Below are 24,970 nucleotides of genomic sequence, written 5' to 3'. Positions count from 1 at the left end.
GCATGGTCAAACAGGCCAAAGCGCAGAGGATGCTGACCCACGACCGGATCTGGGCCGCACTGGATCGTCTGGCCGCGCGCGCCGGGCTGTCGCCGTCCGGCCTTGCCAAGCGGGCCGGGCTGGACCCGACCACCTTCAACAAGTCCAAACGCGTCACCTCCGATGGCCGCGAACGCTGGCCCTCCACCGAATCGATCGCCAAGGCGCTGGCGGCAGCCGACTCGTCGATCGACAGTTTTGCCAGGCTGATCGACGAGGATCCCGGCAACGGCCGCACCGTACCGCTGCTCGGCTTCGCGCTCGCCAGCGCGAATGGTGCGTTCGACGAGCAAGGCTTGCCGTCCGGCAAAGGCTGGAGCGAGATCGCGCTGCCGGTCGCCGAGGACAGCAGCACTTTCGCGCTGGCAATCTCCGGCGATGCGCTGCTACCTGCCTACCGCGACGGTGACGTCATCCTGGTTTCGCGCGGCGCGCCGATCCGCAAAGGCGACCGTGTCGTGGTGAAGACCGGAGCGGGCGAGGTGATCGCGGCAACGCTGAAGCGACGCACGGCGAAGGCATTGGAGTTGCTGCCGCTCGGCGCAACGGAGGCCGAGCGCACGCTCATGACAAGCGAGGTTGCCTGGATCGCGCGGATCGTATGGGCGAGCCAATAGATCCAGCGAGCGATCGCCATTGCGACTCACCGCCCCTCTCGCATAGGTTGCGGCCGATATTGCCGACCAGGTTCACTGAGGGGGAATTACGATGGATCGTCGTCACGCATTGAAGGCGCTTGCAGGTCTCGCGCTTTGTCCGGTGTGCAAGCCGGCCTTCGCCGCCGAGGGCGTGCACTGGAGCTATGAGGGAGCCGGCGCCCCCGCCAAATGGGGCGATCTCGATGCGGCCAACAAGGCCTGCGCGGTCGGCCTGCAGCAATCGCCGATCGACATCGAGACGACGGTCAAATCGCAGCTGCCGGCGCTGAAGCTGAACTGGGGCAAGAGCGCCGACACCATCGTCAACAACGGCCACACCATCCAGCTCAACTTCGCCGAGGGCAGCACGCTTCTGCTCGGCGACGTCAAGTACAAGCTGGTGCAGGTGCATTTCCACCGGCCGAGCGAACACATGATCGGCGGCAAGAATTTTCCGATGGAGGCGCATTTCGTCCACCGCAACGAGGCCGGCGGGCTCGCCGTGGTCGGCGTGCTGATGACGGAAGGCAAGCCGAACCCGGCGTTCGGCAAGATCGTCAAGACCATGCCGGCGGCGGAAGGCCCCGCGGTGAAGGCGGATGCGGGCATCGATCCCCACGCCCTGCTGCCGCACAGGCTCAGCTATTTCCGCTATCCCGGCTCGCTGACGACGCCGCCGTGTTCGGAAGTGGTGGAATGGCTGCTGTTGACCGACCCGATCCAGGTCTCAGCCGCGGATGTCGCCGCGTTCGCAAAGCTCTATCCGATGAACGCGCGCCCGGTGCAGAAGGACAACAGGCGTTACGTGCTCAAGTCGATTTGAGCGGGTGGCGCCACTCCGCGAGTTCGCCGTATTACTCGCTGTCATTCCCCGCGAAGGCGCGCGAAGGCGGGGAATCCAGTACGCCGCGGCGTCTCGGCCTCATCACAGCCGTCTCGGACTACTGATCGCCCGGTCAAGCCGGGCGATGACGCCGAGGGATACCTCACGCGCTTCGCGCCAGCGCGCCGTCGATCATGTTGACGGCGTTCTGCACGCCATAGACCGCGACGAAGGAGCCGAAGCGCGGGCCCTTCTCCTGGCCGAGCAGCACCTGGTAAAGCATGTTGAACCAGTCGAGCGTGACGCCGGGGCGGCCGTCCTTGCCCTTCTTGGCCTGGTCGAGGAACGGCTCACGACGACCGATCTCGTAGACGACGTTCTGGATGTCCTCGGCGGAAGCGTCCTGCGGCAGCTGCGACAGCGCATCGCGCAGGTCCTGCAATGCGGCGCGCTCGGTGTCCGTGGGCACGCGGAACTGCTTCGTCGGCGCGACGAAGTCGCGGTAATAGTTGATGGCGTAACCGACCATCGCATCGAGCTTCGGATGCGTCTGCGGGCTGACGCCCGGACGATAGCGGCCGATGAAGCCCCACAGCGTCTCGGCGTTCTCCGCGTTCGACGACGACACCAGCGTGAGCAGCAGCTGGAACGTGACGGGCATGTCGCCCTGCGGCGGCTTGCCGTTGTGGATGTGCCAGACCGGATTGCCGAGTTGCTGCTTGGCGTCCTGCTTCTGAAAGCCGTCGATGAACTGCTGGTAGTCGTCGACCTGGCGCGGGATGACGTCGAAGAACAACCGCTTCGCCGCCTTTGGCTCGCGATACATGAACAGCGACAGCGATTCCGGCGAGGCGTAGCGCAGCCATTCGTCGATGGTGAGGCCGTTGCCCTTCGACTTCGAGATCTTCTGGCCTTTCTCGTCGAGGAAGAGCTCGTAGTTGAAGCCTTCGGGCGGCGTGCCGCCGAGTGCCCGCGCGATCGCGCCCGAGAGCTTCACGGAATCGATCAGGTCCTTGCCGGCCATCTCGTAGTCGACGCCGAGCGCGACCCACCGCATCGCCCAATCCGCCTTCCACTGGCACTTGACGTTGCCGCCGGTAACAGGCGTTTCGACTTCCTGGTTGGTATCAGGGTCGACATAGGTCACAGTGCCGGCCGCGACGTCGCGGCGGACCATCGGCACCTGGAGCACGACTCCCGTGGTCTTGCTGATCGGCAGGAACGGCGAATAGGTGGCGCGGCGATCGGGACCCAGCGTCGGCAGGATGATGTCCATGATCTTGTCGTAGGCGGCGAGCATCTTCAGCAGCGTCGCATCGAAACGGCCCGACTTGTAATAGACGGTCGAGCTCGCGAACTCGTAGTCGAAGCCGAAATGATCCAGGAACGCGCGCAAGCGCGCATTGTTGGCGTCGCCAAAGGACGGATGCTCGTTCGAAAACGGGTCGGGCACCGCGGTGAGCGGCCGTCCGAGATACTGCGCCAGCAACTCCTTGTTCGGCACGTTGTCGGGCACCTTGCGGAAGCCGTCCATGTCGTCGGAGAAGGCGAGCAGGCGCGTCCTGATCTTGTCCTCGGTCAGCACCCGGAAGGCATGCCGCACCATCGAGGTGCGCGCGACCTCGCCGAACGTGCCGATATGCGGCAGGCCGGAGGGACCGTAACCGGTCTCGAACAGCACCTCGTCCTTCGGGTTCTTCTTCAGCCGCGCGACAATGGCCTTCGCCTGCTCGAACGGCCAGGCGTTGGATTGCTCGGCGAGCGCACGAAGATCGCACGGGCTCATGTTGGGATCGATAACGGACATTCAGAAGGGCCTCCGGGCCGCGGAAAATAGCGATTTCCGGGCAGAATGCAATTTTGTGGGCGGTATTGCCTCCCGCACCGTCATTGCGAGCGACGCGAAGCAATCCAGAATCTCTCCGCGGAAACAGTCTGGATTGCTTCGTCGCACCAGTGCAAAATTGCTCCGCAATTTTGTCACGGGCTCCTCGCAATGACGATGAGGCAGCAGCGCAGAAGCTAGAACGGGCTCACCGAGAAATACCGCAGCCACAGATCGGTGTAGCGGCCTTTTTCCCAGACGCGGAACAGGGCCCAGTTCAGCGCCTGGCGCAGCACGTCGTTGCCCTTGCGCACGGCGATGCCGACGCCTTCGCCGAAGAAGCGGCTCTCGACGAAGGGACCGCCGGAGAAGGCGCAGCAATCGCCGGAGTCCGTGCCGTTGATCCAGAACGCCAGCGAGATGGCGTCGCCGAAGATGAAGTCGACCTCGCCCTTGCGCAGCGCGGCGCGCAATGCGTCGTCATTGGGATAGGCGTGCAGCTCGGCGTCGGTGAACATCGCTTTCAGATACGCCTCATGCGCGGAGCCCGCGATGACGCCGACCTTCTTGCCTTCGAGATATTCGGGGCGGATCTCCGGCATCACCGCATCCTTGCGCGAGGCGAAGCGCGCCGGCACGCGGTAATAGGGATCGGTGAAGTCGACGCGCGCGCGCAGCTGCGGGCTCACGGCCATGGATGCGATGATGGCATCGCCCCGGTTGGAGGTGAGCGCATCGACCAGCGTCTCGAAGCGGCGCATCTGCACCGTGCAGCTGACCTTGATCTCCTCGCACAGGCTGCGGGCGAGGTCGACGTTGAAGCCGGCCGGGTTGCCGTCGGCGCCGGTGTAGTTGAACGGCGGATAGTCGGTCTCGGTCAGGAAGCGGATCACGGTCAGGCGCGACAGGTCCGGCCGCTCCGGCCGCCGCCGCGGGTCCCAGAAGCCGGGCACGGCCTGCGGAGCGGCTTGGGGCGCGACCTTGGGCGTGGCTTGAGGGGCCGCCGGCGGCGGCTTGGCCGGGACCTGCGCGCGGACGCCGGACAGGCCTGCAAGCAGGCACGCCGCGGCGACCAGCCCCGTCAGCAAGCCACGGGCAGATTTGGACGATTTCGCCTGTTGCGATGGAGCCATCGGCCGAAAATGACTGAATTTCATTGGGATCGGAAGGCCTTATAGACCATCCGGCCGGGAAGGCGAGCGCCGATTGCAGCCAAGGTGAAGGTACGCCCCCTCCCTCGCCTGCGGGGAGGGTTGGGGAGAGGGTGTCTCGGCAACGAAGACTCTCCCTGAGGATAGAGCCCCCACCCGGCGCTTCGCGCCGACCTCCCCCGCAAGCGGGAGAGGTTGCACCGAGGACGCCGCGCGATCGTTGCGCCTTCCTAGAGATACTTCTTCAGATCCGCCGCAGCTTCTTCCGGGGTCCGTTTCAGGTTGAACGGCGAGACGAAACGCCCGTCGCGGTCCATCAGATAGATCAGCGCGGTATGGTCCATGGTGTAGTCGCCGTCCTTGGTCGGCACCTTCTTGGCATAGACCCGGTACGAGGTGATCACCTTGGCGGTCTCGGCGGGATCGCCGGACAGGCCCTCGAGATGCGGATCGAAGCTCGACAGATACTCCTTCATCGTCGCGGGGGTGTCGCGCTCGGGATCGACCGAGATGAAGACGGCGTTGACCTTGTCGGCATCCTTGCCCATCGCGCGCAGCACTTCCGACATCTCGAACAGCGAGGTCGGGCAGACGTCGGGGCAATGGGTGTAGCCGAAGAAGATCAGGGTCGGCTTGCCCTTGAGGCTCTTGTCGGTGACGGGCTTGCCGTTCTGGTCGGTGAGCTGGAACGGGCCGCCGATCGCCGCCGGCTGAGCCACCTTGCTGACCCCGCCCATCGCCCAGAACAGCACCAGGAGACCGAGGACGAGGCTTGCGGCGAAGGCGGTCGCGATCACCAGCGGACGGACGGTGGAGCTCATGAGCGAAGACTTTCCGGGTCAGAAGCAGGCGGCGAAGCCGGTTCTGATCATTTCGAAGAACACCTGGGTGCCGTAATGGAACCAGAGCACCAGCGCGCCGATCACAACAAGACCGCCGACGCTTGCGCCCGCCAACAGCAGCACGGCCGGCGTCCGGCCGGTACTGGGCGAATTGTCCGATACAGGATTTGCCGGATGCATGGGTTGAGCCATGGCAATGATCGGGGCGAAGGCCCCGGTTCCGGGCTCCAGATAAGCCTTGGCCCGCCTGCGGGCAAGGCACCGCCAGCAAGCAAGGCGCCGCGGCGGACCAGGACGGTCCGGTCAGGCTGAGAAAGTCAGTGCAGTAGCTGGCCGCGGGCGGATTCGAGCTGGTCCGACTGCGGCAGCGGCCGACGCGACGGCTTGATGGTCGAGGCCTGCGCGTCGAGGTAGCAGGGCTTGTACATGGCCTGCAGCTGCTTGCCCCTCAGGAACAGCATGTGCGGGGTGAGGCCGCCGCGGTCCTTGATCCAGCGCTTCACCTGGGAGGGATACATCGCATAGAGCATCTGGGTCGCTTCGGGATTGGTGACGGCGCGGCCGTTGGCGCCGAAATCCCAGGCGGCGTGGAAGCCGAGCGTCGCGCTCGAGGTCACGCAGATCCGGTCGTGGGGAATGGCGCCGAGCACGATGGTGCAGGCAGAGGCGCAGAGACCATCGATGATGACGGTGTCGCCTGATTGGCGCAGGTCCTGGTACTTGTCGACGTAGGTTCCGATCCGGCCGCCGCGGTCATCCGCGATCCGAACCACCGCGTGAGAAGCCCCCATGCAAGCGATCAAGCAAATCGCCGCAAGCAACCCCGTCAGAAACTTCATTGTTCCCCGCCCCAGTCGTTTTCGAATCTGCGTGTCAGGTGGTGATGCGCGCCCAGCGTCCGTCGACTCTGCGGTTTTGTCTAGGCAGCCCGGCTTGCTCAAAACAAATTCAAATCCAGTGTTGCGTCCGCGCTGCACTTGGCCGGCCTCGATCCCAAAGTGGAACAAGTTAAGGATGTCTTACGCGACAAGCCCTTGATCTCAGTTGCGCCGACTGGCTTCAATCCCGGGCAACTACAGGGGGAACTCATGGCTGAGCAGGCGGACGTCATTGTCGTCGGCGGAGGACTATCGGGACTGGTGGCGGCGACCGAGATCGCCGATGCCGGCAAGCGCGTCATCGTCCTCGACCAGGAAGGCGAGCAATCGCTCGGTGGCCAGGCGTTCTGGTCGTTCGGTGGATTGTTTCTGGTCGATTCGCCGGAGCAGCGCCGGCTCGGCATCAAGGACTCCTTCGAGCTTGCGATGCAGGACTGGCTCGGCACCGCCGGCTTCGACCGCGAGGAGGATGTCTGGCCGCGCAAATGGGCCGAGGCCTATGTCGCGTTCGCCGCCGGCGAGAAGCGCGACTGGCTGCGTGCGATGGGCCATCGCATCTTCCCGGTGGTCGGCTGGGCCGAGCGCGGCGGCTATGATGCGATGGGCCACGGCAATTCGGTGCCGCGCTTTCACGTCACCTGGGGCACTGGCCCCGGCATCGTCGAGCCGTTCGAGCGCCGCGCGCGCGAGGCCGCCAAGAGCGGCCGGCTGGCCTTCAAGTTCCGCCATCGTGTCGATGCGCTCTCGATCACTGACGGGACCGTGGACGGCGTCAGCGGTGCGATCCTCGCAGCCGACACGATCGAGCGCGGCAAGAGTTCGTCGCGCGATGTCGTCGGCGAGTTTGCGCTGAAGGCGCAGGCGGTGATCGTCGCCTCCGGCGGCATCGGCGGCAACCACGATCTGGTGCGGGCGAACTGGCCGAAGCGGCTGGGCGAGCCGCCGAAATTCATGATCTCCGGCGTGCCCGAGCACGTCGACGGCCGCATGATCGGCATCACCGAGACATCAGGCGCGCGGCTGATCAACCGCGACCGCATGTGGCACTATGTCGAGGGCATCCAGAACTGGTCGCCGATCTGGCCGCGCCACGGCATCCGCATCCTGCCCGGCCCCTCCTCGATGTGGTTCGACGCCACGGGCAAGCGATTGCCGGCTCCGCTCTTCCCGGGATCGGACACGCTCGGCCAGCTCAAATACATCATGTCGACAGGCCATGATTATTCCTGGTTCGTCCTGACGCAGGCCATCATCAAGAAGGAGTTCGCGCTGTCGGGCTCCGAGCAGAATCCGGACCTGACAGGGAAAAGCTGGCGCATGACCTTGCGCCGCGCCACCAACAAGGGCGCACCGGCGCCGGTGGAGGCGTTCAAGAGCCAGGGCGTCGACTTCATCGTGCGCGACAAGATCGAGGATCTCGTCGCGGCCATGAACAAGCTTGTCGGCAACGATCTGCTCAAGCTCGACGAGATCAAGATGCAGATCGAGGCGCGCGACCGCGAGATCGCCAACCCCTACGTCAAGGATGCGCAGGTGATGAACATCCACAATGCGCGCCGTTACATCGGCGACAAACTGATCCGCACGGCCGCGCCGCACCGCATTCTCGATCCCGCGCAGGGGCCGCTGATCGCGGTCAAGCTCAACATCCTCACGCGCAAGACGCTCGGCGGCTTCGAGACCGATCTCGACTCGCGCGTGTTCGGCAGCGAAGGGCAGATCATTCCCGGACTCTATGCCGTCGGCGAAGCCGCGGGCTTCGGCGGCGGCGGCATGCACGGCTATCGCTCGCTGGAGGGCACCTTCCTCGGCGGCTGCCTGTTCTCGGGCCGCAATGCCGGACGCGCCGCGGCGAAAGCCGTGGGGTAGTGGCGGGTGAGCGCGGAAGACGATTTGGGACTTCAGCCGGCCTGGTTGCCCGCATGCATTGTCGGTCATGCATGCGTGGACGGCAAAGCCTGCATGGCCGGGGTGGCTCGCCGCGGGGGGCTGCGCTAGACAAGGCCGCCATTCCCCGAAGGAGATTCCGTAAATGAGCATTCAGCGTTTTGAGACCGGCCCGCGCATGAGCCAGGTCGTCGTGCACGGCAACACCGTCTATCTCGCCGGCGTCGTCGCCAGCAACGCGGCCGGCGAAAGCGTGACCAAGCAGACCCAGGACATCCTGAAGACCATCGACGGCCACCTCGCCAAGGCCGGCACCGACAAGTCGAAGCTGCTGTCCGCCACCATCTACATCACCGACATGAAGACGTTCCAGGAAATGAACGCCGTGTGGGACGGCTGGGTCTCGCCCGGCAATACCCCGGCCCGCGCCACCGTCGAAGCCAAGCTGGCGGCGCCGCAATACACCGTCGAGATCATGGTGATCGCGGCGAAGTAATTCGCGCCGTCATTCTGCATGCTGCCGGAGCGCGATGAGACCATCATCGCGCTCCATCTTTTTAGGCAACCATGATCTCCGAGGTAATCGATCCTCGCCCGCGAACCTTCGATAGTTGCGACAGCCGACCACGGCGCCATCGAAGGAGAGCACCATGACCGACCATGTCACCATCGCCCGCCGCTATATCGATCTCTGGAACGAGCGCGCGCAAAATCGCCGCCGCGAATTGCTCAGCGAGTTCTGGACCACGGATGCGAGCTATGTCGACCCGCTGATGAAGGGCGACGGCCGAGACGGCATCGATGCCTTGATCGCAGGCGTGCAGCAGCGTTTTCCGGACTTCAGGTTCAGGCTGATCGGTGAGCCCAACGGCTACGGCGACCACGTCCGCTTCTCGTGGGGCCTCGGCCCCGACGGCATCGACAGCCCGATCAAGGGGACTGATTTCGCCGTGCTGAAGGACGGGCGGATCAGAAGCATCACGGGATTCCTGGACCAGGTGCCCGCGGGGGCGTGAGGCACGAGGGCGACCACAAACTCGATCGTCGTCCCGGCGGAGGCCGGGACGAGTACGTGGAGTGCGCGGCCTAACCCGCCAGCCGATACGCGGCCTTCGCGTTCACCCCAAACGCCTTCTCGCGTACGCTCGCGCCCAGCTTCGCCAGACACGTCTCCAGCGCGCTCTTGATCTCGCCGTAGCTGCCCGCGAGCAGGCACACCGGCCAGTCGGAGCCGAAGATCAGGCGGTCCTCGCCGAAGCAATTCGCGACATGCCGGACGAAGGGAAACAGCCGCTCCGCATCCCAATCGCTCCATTTCGCTTCCGTCGCGAGGCCCGAGACCTTGCACCAGACGTTGCCGCATGCCGCAACCGCCGCGATGCGGTCGGCCCATTCGGCGCTGCCCCCGTCCGCAATCGGCGGCTTTGCCGAATGGTCGAGCACGAAGCGGGCTTGCGGAAACGCTTTCGCGGTCGCAATCGCCGCCGGCAGCTCGCGGGTGCGGACGAGGAAATCGTAGGCGAGATCGCGGGCGAACAACGCCGCCAGCCCGCGCTGGACGTCGGCACACAGCAGCCAGTCGGGATCAGCTTCATCGTGAACCTGGTGACGGATACCGACCAGCTTTGCGCCGCCCGGCAGTGTGCGCAGGCGATCGAGCGTGGCACCAAGCGCAGCATCGGTCAGGTCGGCCCAGCCGACGACGCCGATGACGGAGGGCGTAGCATGCGCGACGCCCAGGAATTCCTCGGTCTCCGCGACCGAGGAGCGGCATTGCACCACGATGCTGGCATCGATGCCGTTCGCCTCCAGCAATGGCGCGAGATCGGCGGGGCCGAAGGGGCGGCGGATCGGCGCGAGCTCGGGGCCGTTCATCCAGGGATAGCAGGCGTGCGCAGGATCCCAGAAATGCTGGTGGGCGTCGATGATCACGGCTCACGCTCCGCCGGGCAGCGGCGCCCGCGCGTCGACGAGACCACGCGCGCGCAGCTCCTGCCAGAAGGCTTGCGGCACCTTGCGCTCCGACATCGCGATGTTGTCGGCGACCTCGGCGGCGTTGCGCGCCCCCATCACCGCGACCGTCACCGCAGGATGAGCCATGCAGAACTGGAGTGCGGCAGCCTTCAGTTCGGTGCCGTGCTTGCGGCAGAGTTCATCGAGCGCGAGCGCGCGCCCGACCAGCGCCGGATCGGCATCCTCATAGTTGAACTTCGCGCCCATATGCGGATTCGCCAGGATGCCGCTGTTGTAGATGCCGCCGAGCAGGATACCGATGTTCTTCGCGGTGCAGACCGGAAACAGCGCGTCGAGCGCGCCCTGGTCGAGCAGCGTGTAGCGGCCAGCGAGCAGGAAACAGTCGACCGGCACGGCTTCAGCGAAGCGAACCAGCATCTCCGACTGATTCATGCCGGCACCGATCGCCTTGATCGTGCCGTCGGCGCGCAGCCGCTCCAGCGCGCGGAAGGCGCCACCCACGGCTTCGTCATAATGATCATCGGGATCGTGCACGAGCAGGACATCGACGCGGTCGAGCCCGAGCCTGACCAGGCTCTCCTCCACCGACCGCATCACGCCGTCATGGCTGAAATCGAAGACCGGCCGCTCACGCGGCGTGCCCTTGTAGTGATCATCCTCCACCGCCGCGCCATCAGGCACGCGCAACAGGCGACCGACCTTGGTCGAGATCGCATAGGACTCCCGCGGCTGCCGCCGCAGGAAGGCGCCCAGCCGCCGTTCCGCGAGGCCAAAGCCGTAGAGCGGCGCGGTGTCGTAGAAACGGATGCCGGCCGACCAGCCGGCTGCAAGCGTTGCTTCCGCGTCGGTGTCGCTGACGGGGCTGAACAATCCGCCGAGCGGGGCGGAACCGAGACCGATTGCGGTGACGTCGAGGGAGCCCAATCGCGTACGTTTCATTCTTCTTGTTCCTTCCCAACGCGAGTATCTCTCCCGCTTGCGGAGGCTGCAAGCGGGAGAGAGCAACAGGAGTGCGGGGCTGGCAGCACTCCTGTTGGAGCATCCGCTACTTCAACATCTGCGCGACGTTGTCCTTGGTCACGAGATCAAGGCCGGTGTAGACGATTTCCGGCACCTTCTCGCCCTTCTTGATGGCGAGCAGCGTATCCATCGCCTTCTCGCCCATCTCGAACGGACGTTGACCGACCAGCGCATTGGCGTAGCCATCGCGCAGCAGCTCGAGCTGCATCTTCAGCGTATCGGCGACGACGAGGGTGAACTTGCCGCTGTCGATATCCTTCTTGTACCTGCTGGCGAAGGCCTTGAAGCCCTCGGGCGCGAACATCGGCCAGCCGCCGACGGGAACGATCGCGGCGAGGTCGGGCGTCGCGGTGCGCAGATCGGTCATCTGCTGCACGGCGAGCGCGGGATCGTCGTTGCAGAAGGTCGGCGAACCCGAGACCTCGGTCCATTTCGAGCCTTTCAGCGCCTCGCGGACGCCATCGACACGCTCGGCGAGGTTCTTGGCGCCGGGACCACCGGAAACCATGGCGTATTTGCCTCCGTCGGGACGGAGCTTGAGCAATTGCTTGCCGAGCGCGAGGCCGAATTCCTTGTTGTTGGTGCCGATATAGGCGATGCGCTTGGAGCCTGGCGCGTCCGCATCGAAGGTGATGACGGGGATGCCGGCGGCTGACGCCGCCTCGATCGACTTGGTCATGGCGGCAACGTCGGCTACCGAGATCGCAAGTCCGTCGACCTTCTGGGTGACGAAGTCCTGGATGATCTGCGCCTGCGTCGCCGGCTCATGCTCGACCGGACCCTTGTAGATGCACTCGATGTTGCCAAGCTCCTTGGCGCGCTTCTCGCAGCCGTCGCGTGCGAAGTCGAAGAACGGATTGTTCATCGCCTTCGGCACGATCACGAAACGGTAGTTCGCGGCAAGTGCCGGCGTCGCCATCATCGCCACCGCGATGCCGGCAAGAAGAATTTTCCTCATGGTCTCCTCCACCCTTGTTTGGCGCCTATCCTCTGAAAGATTCGTCCGGGAAGCGGACAGGCAGGATTTTCGTTGCCTTCCCGTAACGACGTCACGTCAAATCATCCGCGAACGGATACGGTCGACCAGCACGGCCAGGATGATGATCACGCCCACCAGCGCCTGCTGCCAGTAGGAAGAGACCTGCGCCAGCACGAGGCCGTTGCGGATGACTTCCAGCAGCACGCAGCCCACGATGGCCCCGAGCGGACCACCGATGCCGCCGGCGAGGTTCGCGCCGCCGATCACGGCGGCCGCGATCACGTTGAGCTCGTAGGAGGTCGCCATGTTGGCCGGCGCGGAGCCGAGCCAGCCGGAGATGATGATCCCCTGCAGGCCGGCGGCAAGCGCGCAGATCACATAGACCTCGATCTTCACCCGCACGACCGGAATGCCGGTGAGTTCCGCTGCCTTCTCGTTGCCGCCGAGCGCGAAGACATGGCGACCGAACGAGGTGTGATGCAGCACCACGGCCATCACCAGCGCGAGAATCACCAGATAGATGAAGGGAACGGGCACGCCGAGCACGTCGCCCGATGTCAGCGCATAGAAATAGTCGGCATCGGGCCCGCCCGGAAAACTGCCACGGCCGTTGGTGACGACATAGCAGAGGCCACGCACGATCGAGAGCATGCCGAGCGTGGTGACGAAGGGCGACAGCCCCAGCATTGCGATGCAGAAGCCGTTGACCAGACCGACGATCAAGGCGACGACAAGTCCCGCCAGCACCGAGACCAGCAGGATCAGGCCCGGAACGTTGGCGAGCACGGTTTTGCCGTCAGCTGCCATATGAACGAACAACGAGGCGCCGAACCCGCCGGGCGTCGAAAGCTCGGTCATCACCATCGAGGTGATGATCGCGGAGAAACACATCATCGATCCCACGGAGAGATCGATCCCGCCGGTGATGATGACGAAGGTGACGCCGAGGGTCGCGATCGCGACGAAGGAAAAGTTCTTCGCCACGTTCTGCATATTGCCTTCGGTGAAGAAATAGGGGCTGGCGAAGTGCATGACGACGAGCAGCACCGCCAGCGCCAGCAGCACATAGCCGGTCTGGGAGGCGAAGATGCCACGCTGCCACCATTTGCTCTTGCCGACGTTGGAGAACGTGACGGGAGATTCCATGGGCATGGCCATCACGCCGCCTCCTTCGCGCCGGTGATGAGGGCGGTGACTTCCTCGGGAGAGGTCTCGTGGATCGGCTTGTCGGCCCGCTTCTCGCCGCGGCGCATCACGACGACGCGGTCGCACACCGCGAACACGTCGGGCATGCGGTGCGAGATCAGCATCACGGCGACGCCCTGCTCCTTCAGCCGGTGAATCAGGCCCAGCACCTGCTCGACCTGGCGGACCGAGATCGCCGCCGTCGGCTCGTCCATCATCACCAGCCTGGCATTGGAGAGCCGGGTCCGCGCGATCGCGACGGCCTGACGCTGGCCACCCGACATCTGCTTGACGAGATCGTCGGGCCGCGTTTCCGAGCGCAGCTCACCGAACAGCTCCAGCGCGCGGGAAGCCATTGCCTTGTGGTCGAGCAGCGCGATGGGTCCGAACTTGCGCTTCAGCTCGCGGCCGAGAAACACGTTGGCAGCCGCGGTCAGATTATCCGCGAGCGCGAGATCCTGATAGACGACCTCGATGCCGACCGCGCGGGCGTCGATCGGCCGATTGAAATGGACGGCATTGCCGCCGAAGCGGATCTCGCCGTGGGTCGGGCGGAAATTGCCGGCGATGATCTTGACCAGCGTCGACTTGCCGGCGCCGTTGTCGCCCATCAGCCCGACCACCTCGCCCGGGCGCACCTGCATGTCGACGTCGTGCAGCGCACGGATGGCGCCGAACTCCTTGCCGATGCCGGCGAGCTCGATGATCGGTGTTGTTTCAGCTCTTGCCATCAGCAACCTCGCTCAGACGTAGCGATTGACGAGTGATTCCAGATATTCCTGCCGCCCCGAGCGCGGTTGCGGGTCGAAGCCCGGCTCCTGCGCGCGATCGGCGAGATCGGCGAGCGAACGCTGGCCGCCGAGGATGGCTCGGCCTTCCGGGCCGGCCCATCCCTCGTAACGCTTGACCAACGGTCCGGTGAGGGCACCGGCATCGAGGATGTCGGCGGCGGCGAGGAACGCCCGCGCGCAGGCATCCATCGAGCCGACATGGGCATGGAGGAGGTCATCGGGATCGATCGACTGGCGGCGGATTTTTGCGTCGAAATTGAGCCCGCCCGAGGTGAAGCCGCCGCGGTTCAGGATCTCGTGGAACACCAGCGCCAGCTCGGGAACATTCATCGCAAACTGGTCGGTGTCCCAGCCGAGCAGATCGTCGCCGCGGTTGATGTCGAGCGAGCCGAACACGCCGAGCGCCTCGGCCAGCGCGACCTCGTGATGGAAGGAGTGGCCGGCGAGAATGGCGTGGTTCTGCTCGATGTTGAGCTTGACGTCTTTGAGCAAATCGTAGCGCGCCAGGAAGCCGTAGCAGGTGGCGACGTCGAAATCATATTGGTGCTTGGTCGGCTCTTTCGGCTTCGGCTCGATCAGGATCGGCCCCTTGAAACCGATCTTGTGCTTGTGCTCGACCACCAGCGACACGAAGCGGCCGAGCTGATCGAGCTCGCGCTTGAGATCGGTGTTGAGCAGCGTCTCGTAGCCCTCGCGGCCGCCCCAGAGCACGTAGTTCTGGCCGCCAAGCCTATGCGTCACCTCCAGGGCGGCACGAACCTGTCCGGCAGCATAGGTAAAGATATCGGGGTCCGGATTGGTCGCCGCACCGGCCATGTAGCGGCGGTGCGTGAACAGGTTCGCGGTGCCCCAGAGCAGACGCACCTTGGCTGAGGCCATCTTCGTTTCGAACAGATCGGCGATCGCGTTGAGATTGGCGACGGATTCGCGGAGCGAATTGCCTTCCGGCGCCGCGTCGACGTCGTGGAAGGTGAAGAAGGGCACATCGAGCAGGCGGAACAGCTCGAAGGCGACATCCGCCTTGGCGCGCGCCATCGCCATCGGATCCGAGCCGTGGTGCCAGGGCCGCAGGAACGTCTCGCCGCCGAACGGGTCGCCGCCCGGCCAGCACAGCGAATGCCAGTAGCAGACCGCGAAGCGCAGGTGGTCCTCGAGCCTGCGGCCGTGAACCATGCGGTCCTTGTCGTACCAGCGAAAGGCGAGCGCATTTTCCACATCCTGTCCGGCAAAGGCGACAGGCGTGCTTGCATCGAAGAATTTGGCTGGCGCGTTCACTTAAAGAGTCTCCTTCAATGCGGGATAGAGTTTGCGCCAGCTGCGATAGGCCTCGTCATAGGCGGACGCAGCGGATGCGCGAGGCGTGAAACTGGCGAGCCGTCGCGGACGGGCGCACACTTGCGCCGGATCTTCGCCCGTGGCGGCAAGCCGGCCGAGTCGCGCCGCGCCAAGGGCAGCGCCGACCTCGCCCTCCTCGACCCGGTGCACGGTAATGCCGAGCACATCGGCGCAAATTTGCGCCCAGAGCGGCGAGCGCGAGCCGCCGCCGACGAGATCGACTTCCGTGATCGGCCCGCTCGCCGCGCTCAGCGCCGCCAGATTGTCGCGCGCCGCGAAGGCGACGCCTTCGAGCACGGCCTGGACGATCTGGCTGCGCCCGTTCGCAGCGCGGAGGCCGACGAAGGCGCCGCTCGCGGCGGCATCGTTATGGGGGGTGCGCTCGCCGTCGAGATAGGGCAGGAATTTGACGGGGCTCGGCTCGTCGACGCGCTCGCCAAGCGGCGCCAGCAGAGCCGCGGCAGGCACCTCCATCACGCCGGCGAGCCAGGCAAGCGAAGCCGCCGCCGACAGCATCACACCCATCTGGTGCCAGAGACCCGGCAGAGCGTGGCAGAATGCGTGCACCGCCGCTTCAGGCGCTGGCGCAAAGCGATCGGTGACGCGGAACACCACGCCGGAGGTGCCGAGCGACAGGAACGTATCGCCCGGCGCGATGGCGCCGAGGCCGATCGCACTCGCGGCGTTGTCTCCCGCGCCGCCCGCGACCACGACGTCTTTCGCCATGCCCCAACGCTGCGCGTATTCGGGCGCGAGCACGGCACTCGCGGCACGGCCCTCGACGAGGCGCGGCATGTGGTGCAGATCGAGGCCCGTGGCGTGCAGCAGCAGCGCCGACCAGCGCCGCAGACCGACATCGAGCCACAGCGTACCCGACGCGTCCGACATGTCCTCGACCATCTCGCCGGTCAGGCGATAGCGCACATAGGCTTTCGGCAGCAGCACCTTGGCGATGCGCGCGAATATCTTCGGCTCGTGCCGCGCGACCCACAGCAGCTTTGGCGCGGTGAAGCCGGGCATCGCCAGATTGCCGGCGATGGCGTGCAGCGAGGGGCAGCGGCGCTCGAGCTCGATGCACTCGGCCTGGGAGCGGCCATCGTTCCAGAGGATGGCGGGACGCAGCGGGCGCCCGTCCGCACCGAGCAGCGTCGCGCCATGCATCTGGCCCGACAGGCCGATGCCCGCCACCCGCGCGGTCTCACGCGGATGCAGCCGCGCGAGATCGTCGACCGCGCCGATCGCAGCATCGATCCAGGCATCCGGATCCTGCTCGGACCACAGCGGCGCCGGATGCGACAGCGAGAGCTCGCGCGCCGCCGTCGCGACGACCGCGCCGGCTTCGCTGACGAGCACCGCCTTCACACCTGACGTGCCGATGTCCAGTCCGAGATACACTTCGTCCTCCCTTGCTGGCCCGCCCGGCGATCTCCGTCGCCTGTTCCGCGGACCGTCCACTTCCTCGTCGCCGCTACGGCAGATTGTCCCGCATCACGATGTCGATCCTGATCTTGTCCTGCTCGCTCAGGATCGGCTCACCACGGGCGAGCGCGAGCAGCACGCGCACCGCCGCGCGCGCCTCGTGTCCCGGATTCTGCGAGATCGCCGCATCCATCAAGCCCTGCAGCAACAGCCGGCGCGTCAGCGCGGTCACGTCGTGACCGACGAACACCACGTGCTTCTCGCGACCAGCCCCACTCAACGCGCTGGCTACGCCTTGCGTGCCCGCGCCGACGTTATAAAGGCCGACAATGTCGGTATGCGTGCCTAACAGCCGCGCCAGCAGCTGCTCGGAACGCGCATCCTCGTCGCGCCCTTCCAGCACCGGCAACACGCTGAGGTCAGGGAATTCCGATGCCATGACCTGGTTGAAGCCAAAGATGCGCTCGGCGTGATCGCGCAGGCCCTGCGAACCCGCGACGATCGCGACCTTGCCGGCTTTCTGGCCGACCAGCCGCCCGACCAGCGCGCCGGCGGTACGGCCGGCCGCAATATTGTCGATGCCGACATAATGGTGCCGGCGCGAGGACGGCACGTCCGAGACCAGCGTCACCACCTTGGTGCCGGCTTCGACGAGATCGTTGATGGCGGCGCGGACGCCGGGATGATCGAGCGCCACCACGGCCACGCCGTCATAGTCACCCGACAGGGTCTCGAGCGATGCCGCGAGCACGGACGGGTCGAACACGTCGGTCGTGACCATCTCGACGCTGAGACGGCGGGCCGAGAGCCAGGCCGACATCTCGCCGAGATAGGCCTCGATCTGCTGCATGAACGGGTTCGGCCCCGAGGGCATGACGAAGGCGAAGCGGCGGGCGCGGCCGCGGGCCAGCTCGGCCGCAGCCACATGCGGCTGGAAGGAGTTCCGCGCGATCGTCTCCTGGACGCGCCGGACCGTCTCCGGCCGTACGCCGGGGCGGTTGTGCAGGACGCGGTCGACAGTGGCGAGGCTGACACCGGCCTCGCGGGCGATGTCCTTCAACGTCAACGCGGCGGAAACGGTCTCGTCAGCCATGGCTGAAGGCTAGCAGAGGTGTTTTGAGGTGCGCAACTCATTTTGAGGGGTGGCGCGCATTTTTGCTCTCCGGCAGCGAGGAACGGCTCATTCGCTGAGCCGTTGCCGCCGCGTGCGTAACGACATCACACACGATCCCGGCGAAGGACTGAGCCCGACCCTCGAGCGCAACATCCGGGCCCTGGTCGAGCGCCGCCGCCGGGAGCAGCGGGCGGCGAGCAGCGAAGACAAGGTCGCAGACGCCATCACGGCCTTCACCGGCAGCATGAGCTTCGTCTACCTGCACCTTGCCGTGTTCGGCTTCTGGATCATCGCCAATCTGCATTGGCTGCCGGGTATTCCGGCCTGGGACGAGAGCTTCGTGGTGCTGGCGATGGTCGCGTCGGTGGAGGCGATCTTCCTGTCGACATTCGTGCTGATTTCGCAGAACCGCATGACCGCGGCCGCAGGCAAGCGCGCCGATCTCGACCTCCAGATCAGCCTGCTGGCCGAGCACGAACTGACCAAGGTCGCCCGCCTTCTGACCCAGATCGCCGAGCGGCTCGACGTCAAGCCGGAGTCCGAGCGCGATCTGAAGGAGGCGTCCCAGGACATCGCCCCCGAGCGCGTGCTCGACAAGATCGAGGAGACGCGCCCCTGAATTATCGCGTCGCCGGGCCCGTGAGGTCGAGCGTCAGGAACAGACTGTTGCGGTCCTCGACATAGCCCTGGAACGGGGCGCAGGGCACGAAGCCATGGGCATGATAGAGGGCATGCGCCGGCTTGAAATAGTCCCACGAGCCGGTCTCGAGGCTCAGCCGCTTGATGTCGCGCCTGCGGGCCTCGGCGATGATGTGACGGAGCATCTGGCCACCAAAGCCGCGGCGGCGCGCGGTCTGGAGCGTGTGCATTGACTTCACCTCGCCGTGGTCGACCGAGAGCGCCTTCAGCGCGCCGGTCGCCACCAGCGTCTCGCCGTCCCAGCCGGTCCAGAACGCGACGTCGCTGGCGCGAAGGCCTGCGAGATCGAGCGCATGCGCGCTGCCGGGCGCCGTCTGCGCCCGCGCCGCCGTGACATGGTGGTCGAGCAGCGCGACGACGCGCGGATCGAAAGTATCGCCGGTGCGGATCTGCATCGTCAGGGCCTCACGTCACTTGCAAGCGTCTTCTGCATGAAGACGAGATCGAGCCAGCGGCCGAACTTGCAGCCGACCTCGGGCATGCGGGCGACCTCGACAAAGCCAAGCGATGCATGCAATCCGAGCGAGGCGACATTGGCAGCCTCGATGCCGGCGATCATCGCGTGCTTGTTCAACGCACTGGCGCGCTCGATCAGCGCGGCGACCAGGCTGCGGCCGATGCCGAGCCGATGATGCCGCTCGTCGACATAGACCGAATTCTCCACGGTGTGGCGATAGCCGGGAAAGGGGCGGAAGTCGCCGAACGAGGCGAAGCCGACGACGTCGCTGCCCTTCATCGCGACCAGCACGGGATAGCCGGCCTCCCGACGTGCGCGGATCCATTCGCGCCGCGAGGCGAGATCGGCGGGGCCGTCGGTCCACACCGCGGTGGTGTTGATGGCGGCGAAATTATAGATGGCGAGGATATCCTCGGCATCCTCGAGCGTGGCGTCACGGACGATCAGCGACATCACATTCTCCCGTAAGAGGTGCCGCGCCGCGTGATGATGACGTAGCGGGCATCTTGCCTGGTTTCGTTCTCGAAGGTGATCGCGCGCATGACGTCGAAGTCGAGGCAATCGCCCTCGCGCAGGCGCAGCGTCTTGGCATCGATGTAGACGCAGATCGCGCCCTCCAGCATCAGAAGCTGCTGGGTGAAGGCACTGCGCCCCCACGGGCTGTAGGCCACGCGCGCGCCTGCCGGCAGGTCGACGACGATGATCTCGATGCCGCTTGCCGCATCGGCGGGCGAAGCATGACGGCGGCGGTAACCGCTGTCGGGATCGCGCCATTGCGGCTGGTCGGCCAGGCGCACCAGCCGCTCGGGCGGCTTCTCCGCCAGCGCGACCACATCGCTCAGCGTGACGTCGAGCGCGGCGCAAAGCTTGTTGAGCAGCGCCGCGGTGGCACTGCTCTGCGCCCGCTCCACCCGCCCGATCATGGCCCGGCTGACACCGGAGCGCGCCGCGAGGTCGTTCAAGGTCATGCCGGCCTGCGTTCTCAGAATCTTCAATCGGCGACCGATCGCCCTGTCGAGTTTTTGCTGGTCCATGGCCTCTGATCCGCAACGCCCCGGCACATGGACCGCATCCGCCGGGCAAGAGGAGATTAGGCCGGAGGAACGGGGTGTGCGGGGAGCGAGAGGCTAATATATTGGAATCTTTGCGCGCCGGGGAGCAACGATCAGGATGCAGAAGCGAGGAGCGGACAGGCGGAGATGGCGGGCGAACGCCGCGGACGACCGGGCGGTCAAGCAAGCGGCTTTAGCAGGGGCCCAGCTTGTCGATGCGCTTTTGATGGCGGCCGCCCTCGAAGGCCGTGCTCAGGAACGCCTCGACGCATTCCTTCGCGACCACATCGCCGGTCGTCCGGCCGCCCAGCGCCAGAACGTTGGCATCATTGTGCTGGCGGCACAGCCGTGCACCCGTGACATCGTGCACGAGGGCGCAACGGATATGGGCGTGGCGGTTGGCGGCGATGGAGATGCCGATGCCGGACCCGCAGACCAGGATGCAGCGCCCGGCTTTACCGGCCTTGATCGTCTCGGCCAGCTTGTGGGCGAAATCGGGATAATCGACGGAGGCGGCGCTATCGGTGCCGAGGTCCAGCCAAGTCACGTCGGGCAGCGCGACTTTCAGGGCTTCCTTGAGGGCAAAGCCCCCGTGATCACAGGCGATCGCGACCACGCGCGCGCTTTCGTCCTTGTCGGCCATTGCTCGTCCCAGGAATTGGAGCGGGCGAAGGGAATCGAACCCTCGTATGCAGCTTGGGAAGCTGCCGTTCTACCATTGAACTACGCCCGCCTGATGCGCGTATCGCGCACTCATCCTGATTAGCCGAGACGGTGTCCGGCGCCAAGAGCTTTGGCGCGTCAGGCCGTACCGACGTTAACGTCCTGGCAAGATTTTGGGTGCGCCGGATTGTGGCAGTGTTATGATCGAGCCTTGGGGAAGAAACGTGCACTGAGTGGGGCGTGTGCATGGTGGGGCGCGGTTACGCAATTTTCGACACGGCGATCGGCCGCTGCGGCATCGTCTGGAGCAATTCCGGCGTAGTGGCCGTGCAATTGCCAGAGGCGCGGGAGATCGACACCCGCCGCCGGATTTTCCAGGTCCATCCCGAGGCGCGCGAGCAGGCGCCGCCGCTCAACACCGAGCTGGCGATCGAGGGCATCGTGACCTTGCTGCAAGGCAGCGATCCCGATTTTTCCGACGTCAGTCTCGATGCCGGCGGCGTGTCGGCCTTCAACCGGCGCGTCTATGAATATGCCTGCACCATCCCGCGCGGGGAGACGCGGACCTATCACGAGATTGCCAAGGCGCTGGGCGCCTCGGGCGCGGCGCATTCGGTGGCGCAGGCCATCTCCCGGAATCCCTACATGATCATCGTGCCCTGCCACCGGGTGCTGGAAGCGGGCGGCTACGCCGACAGGATCTCGCCTTACGGCGGGGTGATCTCGAAGCGACGTCTCTTGTCGCTCGAAGGCGCCCATCCGATTGCCAGCAAGACGCTGTTCGATGTGCTGCTGCCCGTTGCTCCGCCGCGCGCGCCCTCCTAAATACCGGGGATGGATGCGACCACGCTGCTGACGTCAGACGCGATGACGGTCTCCGAGTTTCGCTGCGACGCGGGACCGGACGACCAGCCGTTTGCCGAGTGCCGCACCGGCCACTCCATCGCCTATGTCCGCGCGGGAAGCTTCGGCTGCCATTGCCGCGCCGGCTTCTTCGAGCTGGTGGCGGGCTCGCTGCTGGTCGGTGCGCCCGGCGACGAATACACCTGCACGCATGAGCACGTCTGCGGCGATGTCTGCCTGTCGTTCTTCCTCAGCGAGGAGCTCGTCGATGCTCTCGGCGGGCGGCGCGAGACCTGGCAGGTCGGCGCGACGCCGCCGCTGCCCGCGCTGATGGTGCTGGGCGAGCTCGCGCAAGCCGCGGCAGATGGCAACAGCGATCTGGGCCTCGACGAGATCGGGCAGCTTCTGGCCGCCCGCTTTGTCGAGATAGTCTCGGGCACGCCGCGCAAAAAGATGACGACGACGGCGCGCGACCGCCGCCGCGCGGTGGAGGCCGCGTTGTGGATCGACGACAACTCCCATGCCGAGGTCGATCTCGAACAGATCGCGCGCCTGGCAGGGCTGAGCTCGTTCCATTTCCTGCGGTTGTTTTCCAACGTGCTCGGCGTCACGCCGCATCAATATCTGGTGCGCTCGCGGCTGCGGCATGCGGCGCGCCTGCTCACGGAGGACGACATCGCGGTGACCGACATCGCCTATGATGTCGGGTTCGGCGACCTCTCCAATTTCGTCCGCACCTTCCATCGCGCCGCCGGCGTGTCGCCGACCAGGTTCCGGCAGGCCTCGAAGGGCAGGCGCAAGATTCTCCAAGAGCCGCTCGCCCTCAACTGACTAAGGTCGTCTTCGGCGCACGCCGCTTGCGGCGCGCTTTGCAATGGAGATGACCATGTACGACCATATCGGGCTGCGCGTTGCCGACCTCGACGCCGCCACGCGTTTCTACACCGCCGTGCTGGCGCCGCTGGGTTACGTGCTGTGCTCGAGCGGCGACGGCTATGCCGGCTTCGGGCCGAAGGGCGAGCCGGCGCTCTGGTTGCATCTGAACAAGGGCCGCAAGGCCGACGGCGCGCATATCGCATTTCGCGCCGGGAATCATGATGCGGTGAAGGCGTTTCACAGCGAAGGTCTGAAGAGCGGCGGCCGCGACAATGGCGGCGCCGGGCCGCGCAAGGATTACAGCCCGACGTACTACGCGGCGTTCCTGATCGACCCTGATGGCAACAACATCGAGGCGGTTTGTACGTGAGTGATCGCAACACGCAAAATTTCGTGGGGTGGGCAAAGCGTAGCGTCCCCACCATCACGTGCAAACAGCAATAGGTCGTGGCCACGGCGCAAGTGCGCCTTTGCCCACCCTACGGGATCTTTCTCCAGAGGAACAACATGGCCTCCATCCACAACGACATCGCCCTCCCCGCCCCGGCCCGCGACGTCTGGGATGCGGTGCGCGATTTCGGCGCGCTGCCTCGGCGGCTGGTGCCGGGATTCGTCACCGCTTGCGAGCTCGACGGCGATGCGCGCATCGTCACCTTCGCCAACGGCTCGGTGGCGCGCGAGACGCTGGTCGATTGCGACGATGCGCGGCAGCGGCTGGTCTATGCGATCACCAGCGAACGGCTGAAGCATTACAGCGCCTCGGTGCAGGTGATTGCCGTTGGCGAGGCGAAATGTCGCCTGGTCTGGATCATCGACATGCTGCCGAACGAGCTTGCCCCTTACGTGCAGGAGCAGACCAAGGCGGCCGTGACCGCCATGCACAAGGCGTTTCCGTCGGGCTAGCCTTGTCCGATCCCCCGAGGTCAGCTGTTGCGGCCATCGCCGCCACAGGAACCGCTAATCGGCGGCCGAGAGCGCCGGACGAACCGCCGGCTTCGCCTCGCGCGGACCCCAGCGGGTCAGCACCACGCTGGAGCTCGAGAGCAGGCCGAGCACGACCATCGAGCTTGCGGCGAGCCAGAAGAAGTTTTGCGCGGTGGCTTCGTGCGTCGACAGCCACCAGCCGCAGGTCGCGATGTAGATCAGCCGCGCGGTCTGCGCCAGCACCGGACCGATCACCTTGGCCGCTCCCTGCGACGAGAAGTACATCGTCGAGGCGAGGCCGATGAAGGCGTAGAACGGCGCTACCGTCGACAGATATTGATGGCTGGTCGCGCGCACATTGGCACTGTGGGTGAAGATGTTGACCCAGAGATCGGGGAACAGTGCGACGAGGCAGGCGGGCGTGCCGACGGCAACGAAGGCGCTCGCGCCCGCGATCCAGGCGATGCGGCGGGCACGGGCGATGCGGCCGGCGCCGACCGCCATGCCGATCATCGGCACGGAGGCGATGCCGAACGAGAACGCGATCGACGTCAGCAGAAATTCCAGCCGCGCGCCAATGCCGTAGCCGGCAAGGATCGCGGTACCGAACTTCGCCAGCAAGTGGGTGAAGATCGAGATCGTCAGCACCGATTGCAGCGGCGAGAAGCAGGCGATGGCGCCGACCTTCAGGATGTCGAAGAACATCGCCCATTGGATGCGAAGCCCGCGCAGCTTGGGGACGACGCGCGCGCGGCCCGAGAACAGATACCAGCCCATGATGCAGATGTTCATGGAATAGGCGATCAGCGCACCGGCCGCGACGCCGCGCATGCCGAGCTGCGGGACGGGTCCGAGCCCGAGGCCCAAGGTGCCGCCGAGCACGATCTGCCAGACCGCGGAGTTGAGGATCAACAGCGACGGCAGCTTCATGTTGCCGGTGCCGCGCAGCACGCCAGCCATGGTGTTGAGCAGCCAGGGCAGCACCGCCCCGCCGAAGAACACCTGCGTGTAGGCGATCGCATGAGTCAGCACATTGCCGCGCCCGCCGAGCATGGTGAGCACCTGGGACCCGAAGATCAGCATGCCCAGCATGAACACGAGACCGAAGGTGATGCCGATCAGGAGTGCATGCGCGGCCAGCGTCCCAGCACGCTCGCGGTCGCCGGCGCCGAGCGCGCGTGCGATGGCGGAAGCTACGGCACCGCCCATGGCGCCGCCCGACATCGTCATGGTCAGGATCACGGTCGGAAACACCAGCGCCATCGCGGCCAGCGCTTCGACGCCGAGACGTCCGATATAGGAGGTCTCCGCGATCACCACGCAGGTGCCGGCGGACAGCGCGACGACGTTCGGCCAGGCGAGCCCCAGCAGCGTGCGCAGGATCGGCCCGTCGGTCAGCGCACTCCGCACGGGGCGCGGGGACGGCGGCAGCGGACGTTCCTGCTCATCGACCGGGATCTCGGCGATGTCCGTCATTTCGTCTCCCGGGCAAATGCGCCATCTGCGGCGCGGCAATGCATAGGTGTGCTAATCAATTCACTCGCGCGAAAGGCGCG

Annotated in this window: 28 protein-coding genes and 1 tRNA gene; 10 read left to right on the top strand and 19 right to left on the bottom strand. The window is 65.8% G+C overall.

Annotation, left to right across the window (positions count from 1 at the left end):
* Positions 1-2 precede the first annotated feature (2 nt).
* Together IF809_RS05125 and IF809_RS05120 are read left to right on the top strand one after the other, a co-directional pair.
* Positions 3-656 carry a S24 family peptidase gene (locus IF809_RS05125; RefSeq protein ID WP_462837003.1) on the top strand — a complete coding sequence of 218 codons (654 nt, stop codon included), beginning with the start codon at positions 3-5 and terminating at the stop codon, positions 654-656.
* 91 nt (positions 657-747) lie between these two features.
* The gene (locus tag IF809_RS05120; RefSeq protein ID WP_462837002.1) at positions 748-1,500 is read left to right on the top strand and encodes a carbonic anhydrase; all 753 of its coding nucleotides are present in this window, start codon (positions 748-750) and stop codon (positions 1,498-1,500) included.
* Between the two features lie 163 nt (positions 1,501-1,663).
* Here the strand turns inward: IF809_RS05120 and IF809_RS05115 are convergent, their stop codons facing one another.
* The 5 genes from IF809_RS05115 to IF809_RS05095 form a co-directional block, all read right to left on the bottom strand.
* On the bottom strand, positions 1,664-3,307 hold the full coding sequence (locus IF809_RS05115) for a lysine--tRNA ligase (RefSeq protein ID WP_462837001.1): 1,644 nt from the start codon (positions 3,305-3,307) through the stop codon (positions 1,664-1,666).
* 215 nt (positions 3,308-3,522) lie between these two features.
* A complete protein-coding gene (locus tag IF809_RS05110; protein WP_462837014.1) occupies positions 3,523-4,458 on the bottom strand; it encodes a transporter substrate-binding domain-containing protein in 936 nt (311 codons plus the stop codon).
* Positions 4,459-4,706: 248 nt separating this feature from the next.
* Complete coding sequence (locus IF809_RS05105) at positions 4,707-5,297, bottom strand: SCO family protein (protein WP_462837000.1); 591 nt, start codon at positions 5,295-5,297, stop codon at positions 4,707-4,709.
* Between the two features lie 18 nt (positions 5,298-5,315).
* Entirely contained in the window at positions 5,316-5,510 is a 195-nt protein-coding gene (locus IF809_RS05100; protein WP_128968815.1) for a hypothetical protein, read from the bottom strand.
* A 125-nt stretch (positions 5,511-5,635) separates the two neighbouring features.
* The gene (locus IF809_RS05095; RefSeq protein ID WP_462836999.1) at positions 5,636-6,157 is read right to left on the bottom strand and encodes a hypothetical protein; all 522 of its coding nucleotides are present in this window, start codon (positions 6,155-6,157) and stop codon (positions 5,636-5,638) included.
* Between the two features lie 249 nt (positions 6,158-6,406).
* Here IF809_RS05095 and IF809_RS05090 point away from each other — a divergent pair, with 249 nt between their 5' ends.
* From IF809_RS05090 to IF809_RS05080, 3 genes are all read left to right on the top strand, one after another.
* The gene (locus IF809_RS05090) at positions 6,407-8,065 is read left to right on the top strand and encodes an FAD-binding dehydrogenase (protein ID WP_462836998.1); all 1,659 of its coding nucleotides are present in this window, start codon (positions 6,407-6,409) and stop codon (positions 8,063-8,065) included.
* 163 nt (positions 8,066-8,228) lie between these two features.
* Complete coding sequence (locus tag IF809_RS05085; RefSeq protein WP_128968818.1) at positions 8,229-8,579, top strand: RidA family protein; 351 nt, start codon at positions 8,229-8,231, stop codon at positions 8,577-8,579.
* A gap of 154 nt (positions 8,580-8,733) precedes the next feature.
* Entirely contained in the window at positions 8,734-9,099 is a 366-nt protein-coding gene (locus IF809_RS05080; RefSeq protein ID WP_462836997.1) for a nuclear transport factor 2 family protein, read from the top strand.
* A 70-nt stretch (positions 9,100-9,169) separates the two neighbouring features.
* Here IF809_RS05080 and IF809_RS05075 read toward each other — a convergent pair whose 3' ends face one another.
* The 8 genes from IF809_RS05075 to IF809_RS05040 form a co-directional block, all read right to left on the bottom strand.
* Entirely contained in the window at positions 9,170-10,015 is an 846-nt protein-coding gene (locus tag IF809_RS05075; RefSeq protein WP_462836996.1) for an amidohydrolase family protein, read from the bottom strand.
* A 3-nt stretch (positions 10,016-10,018) separates the two neighbouring features.
* Positions 10,019-10,996, bottom strand: coding sequence for an aldo/keto reductase (locus IF809_RS05070; RefSeq protein ID WP_462836995.1), 978 nt, complete (start codon positions 10,994-10,996; stop codon positions 10,019-10,021).
* A gap of 106 nt (positions 10,997-11,102) precedes the next feature.
* Complete coding sequence (locus IF809_RS05065) at positions 11,103-12,035, bottom strand: sugar-binding protein (protein WP_164938929.1); 933 nt, start codon at positions 12,033-12,035, stop codon at positions 11,103-11,105.
* A 96-nt stretch (positions 12,036-12,131) separates the two neighbouring features.
* On the bottom strand, positions 12,132-13,214 hold the full coding sequence (locus IF809_RS05060; protein WP_164938930.1) for an ABC transporter permease: 1,083 nt from the start codon (positions 13,212-13,214) through the stop codon (positions 12,132-12,134).
* Positions 13,214-13,972: an ATP-binding cassette domain-containing protein gene (locus tag IF809_RS05055; protein ID WP_462836994.1), complete on the bottom strand. Its 759-nt coding sequence runs from the start codon at positions 13,970-13,972 to the stop codon at positions 13,214-13,216. The genes IF809_RS05060 and IF809_RS05055 overlap by 1 nt, the downstream gene beginning before the upstream one ends.
* A gap of 12 nt (positions 13,973-13,984) precedes the next feature.
* On the bottom strand, positions 13,985-15,307 hold the full coding sequence (gene xylA / locus IF809_RS05050) for a xylose isomerase (RefSeq protein ID WP_128968825.1): 1,323 nt from the start codon (positions 15,305-15,307) through the stop codon (positions 13,985-13,987).
* Entirely contained in the window at positions 15,308-16,762 is a 1,455-nt protein-coding gene (gene xylB, locus IF809_RS05045) for a xylulokinase (RefSeq protein ID WP_128968826.1), read from the bottom strand.
* A 73-nt stretch (positions 16,763-16,835) separates the two neighbouring features.
* Complete coding sequence (locus IF809_RS05040) at positions 16,836-17,879, bottom strand: LacI family DNA-binding transcriptional regulator (protein ID WP_128968827.1); 1,044 nt, start codon at positions 17,877-17,879, stop codon at positions 16,836-16,838.
* A 112-nt stretch (positions 17,880-17,991) separates the two neighbouring features.
* Between IF809_RS05040 and IF809_RS05035 the strand changes: the two genes are divergently transcribed.
* Positions 17,992-18,519: a DUF1003 domain-containing protein gene (locus IF809_RS05035; protein WP_128968828.1), complete on the top strand. Its 528-nt coding sequence runs from the start codon at positions 17,992-17,994 to the stop codon at positions 18,517-18,519.
* Between the two features lies 1 nt (position 18,520).
* Here IF809_RS05035 and IF809_RS05030 read toward each other — a convergent pair whose 3' ends face one another.
* The 5 genes from IF809_RS05030 to IF809_RS05010 all read right to left on the bottom strand — a co-directional run bounded on the left by IF809_RS05030 (position 18,521) and on the right by IF809_RS05010 (position 20,841).
* Positions 18,521-18,994 carry a GNAT family N-acetyltransferase gene (locus IF809_RS05030; RefSeq protein ID WP_462836993.1) on the bottom strand — a complete coding sequence of 158 codons (474 nt, stop codon included), beginning with the start codon at positions 18,992-18,994 and terminating at the stop codon, positions 18,521-18,523.
* A 2-nt stretch (positions 18,995-18,996) separates the two neighbouring features.
* A complete protein-coding gene (locus tag IF809_RS05025; protein WP_164938932.1) occupies positions 18,997-19,509 on the bottom strand; it encodes a GNAT family N-acetyltransferase in 513 nt (170 codons plus the stop codon).
* The gene (locus IF809_RS05020) at positions 19,509-20,090 is read right to left on the bottom strand and encodes a helix-turn-helix domain-containing protein (protein WP_128968831.1); all 582 of its coding nucleotides are present in this window, start codon (positions 20,088-20,090) and stop codon (positions 19,509-19,511) included. Before IF809_RS05020 ends, IF809_RS05025 begins: the two co-directional genes overlap by 1 nt.
* A 211-nt stretch (positions 20,091-20,301) precedes the next feature.
* Entirely contained in the window at positions 20,302-20,751 is a 450-nt protein-coding gene (gene rpiB / locus IF809_RS05015; protein ID WP_462836992.1) for a ribose 5-phosphate isomerase B, read from the bottom strand.
* A 16-nt stretch (positions 20,752-20,767) separates the two neighbouring features.
* A tRNA-Gly gene (locus IF809_RS05010) sits at positions 20,768-20,841 on the bottom strand.
* 176 nt (positions 20,842-21,017) lie between these two features.
* Between IF809_RS05010 and IF809_RS05005 the strand changes: the two genes are divergently transcribed.
* From IF809_RS05005 to IF809_RS04990, 4 genes are all read left to right on the top strand, one after another.
* Positions 21,018-21,596, top strand: a complete 579-nt coding sequence (locus tag IF809_RS05005) for a methylated-DNA--[protein]-cysteine S-methyltransferase (RefSeq protein ID WP_462836991.1) — start codon at positions 21,018-21,020, stop codon at positions 21,594-21,596.
* Positions 21,597-21,605: 9 nt separating this feature from the next.
* On the top strand, positions 21,606-22,445 hold the full coding sequence (locus IF809_RS05000; RefSeq protein ID WP_462836990.1) for a helix-turn-helix domain-containing protein: 840 nt from the start codon (positions 21,606-21,608) through the stop codon (positions 22,443-22,445).
* 55 nt (positions 22,446-22,500) lie between these two features.
* Entirely contained in the window at positions 22,501-22,860 is a 360-nt protein-coding gene (locus tag IF809_RS04995; RefSeq protein WP_164938934.1) for a VOC family protein, read from the top strand.
* Between the two features lie 137 nt (positions 22,861-22,997).
* Positions 22,998-23,393, top strand: a complete 396-nt coding sequence (locus IF809_RS04990; RefSeq protein ID WP_462836989.1) for an SRPBCC family protein — start codon at positions 22,998-23,000, stop codon at positions 23,391-23,393.
* 54 nt (positions 23,394-23,447) lie between these two features.
* Here the strand turns inward: IF809_RS04990 and IF809_RS04985 are convergent, their stop codons facing one another.
* Entirely contained in the window at positions 23,448-24,890 is a 1,443-nt protein-coding gene (locus tag IF809_RS04985; protein ID WP_462836988.1) for an MATE family efflux transporter, read from the bottom strand.
* Between the last annotated feature and the right edge of the window lie 80 nt (positions 24,891-24,970).

The sequence above is a fragment of the Bradyrhizobium sp. UFLA06-24 genome (assembly GCF_054967145.1).
Note: the sequence above shows the minus strand (reverse complement) of the source record. Positions and strands in the feature narration are given on the sequence as shown.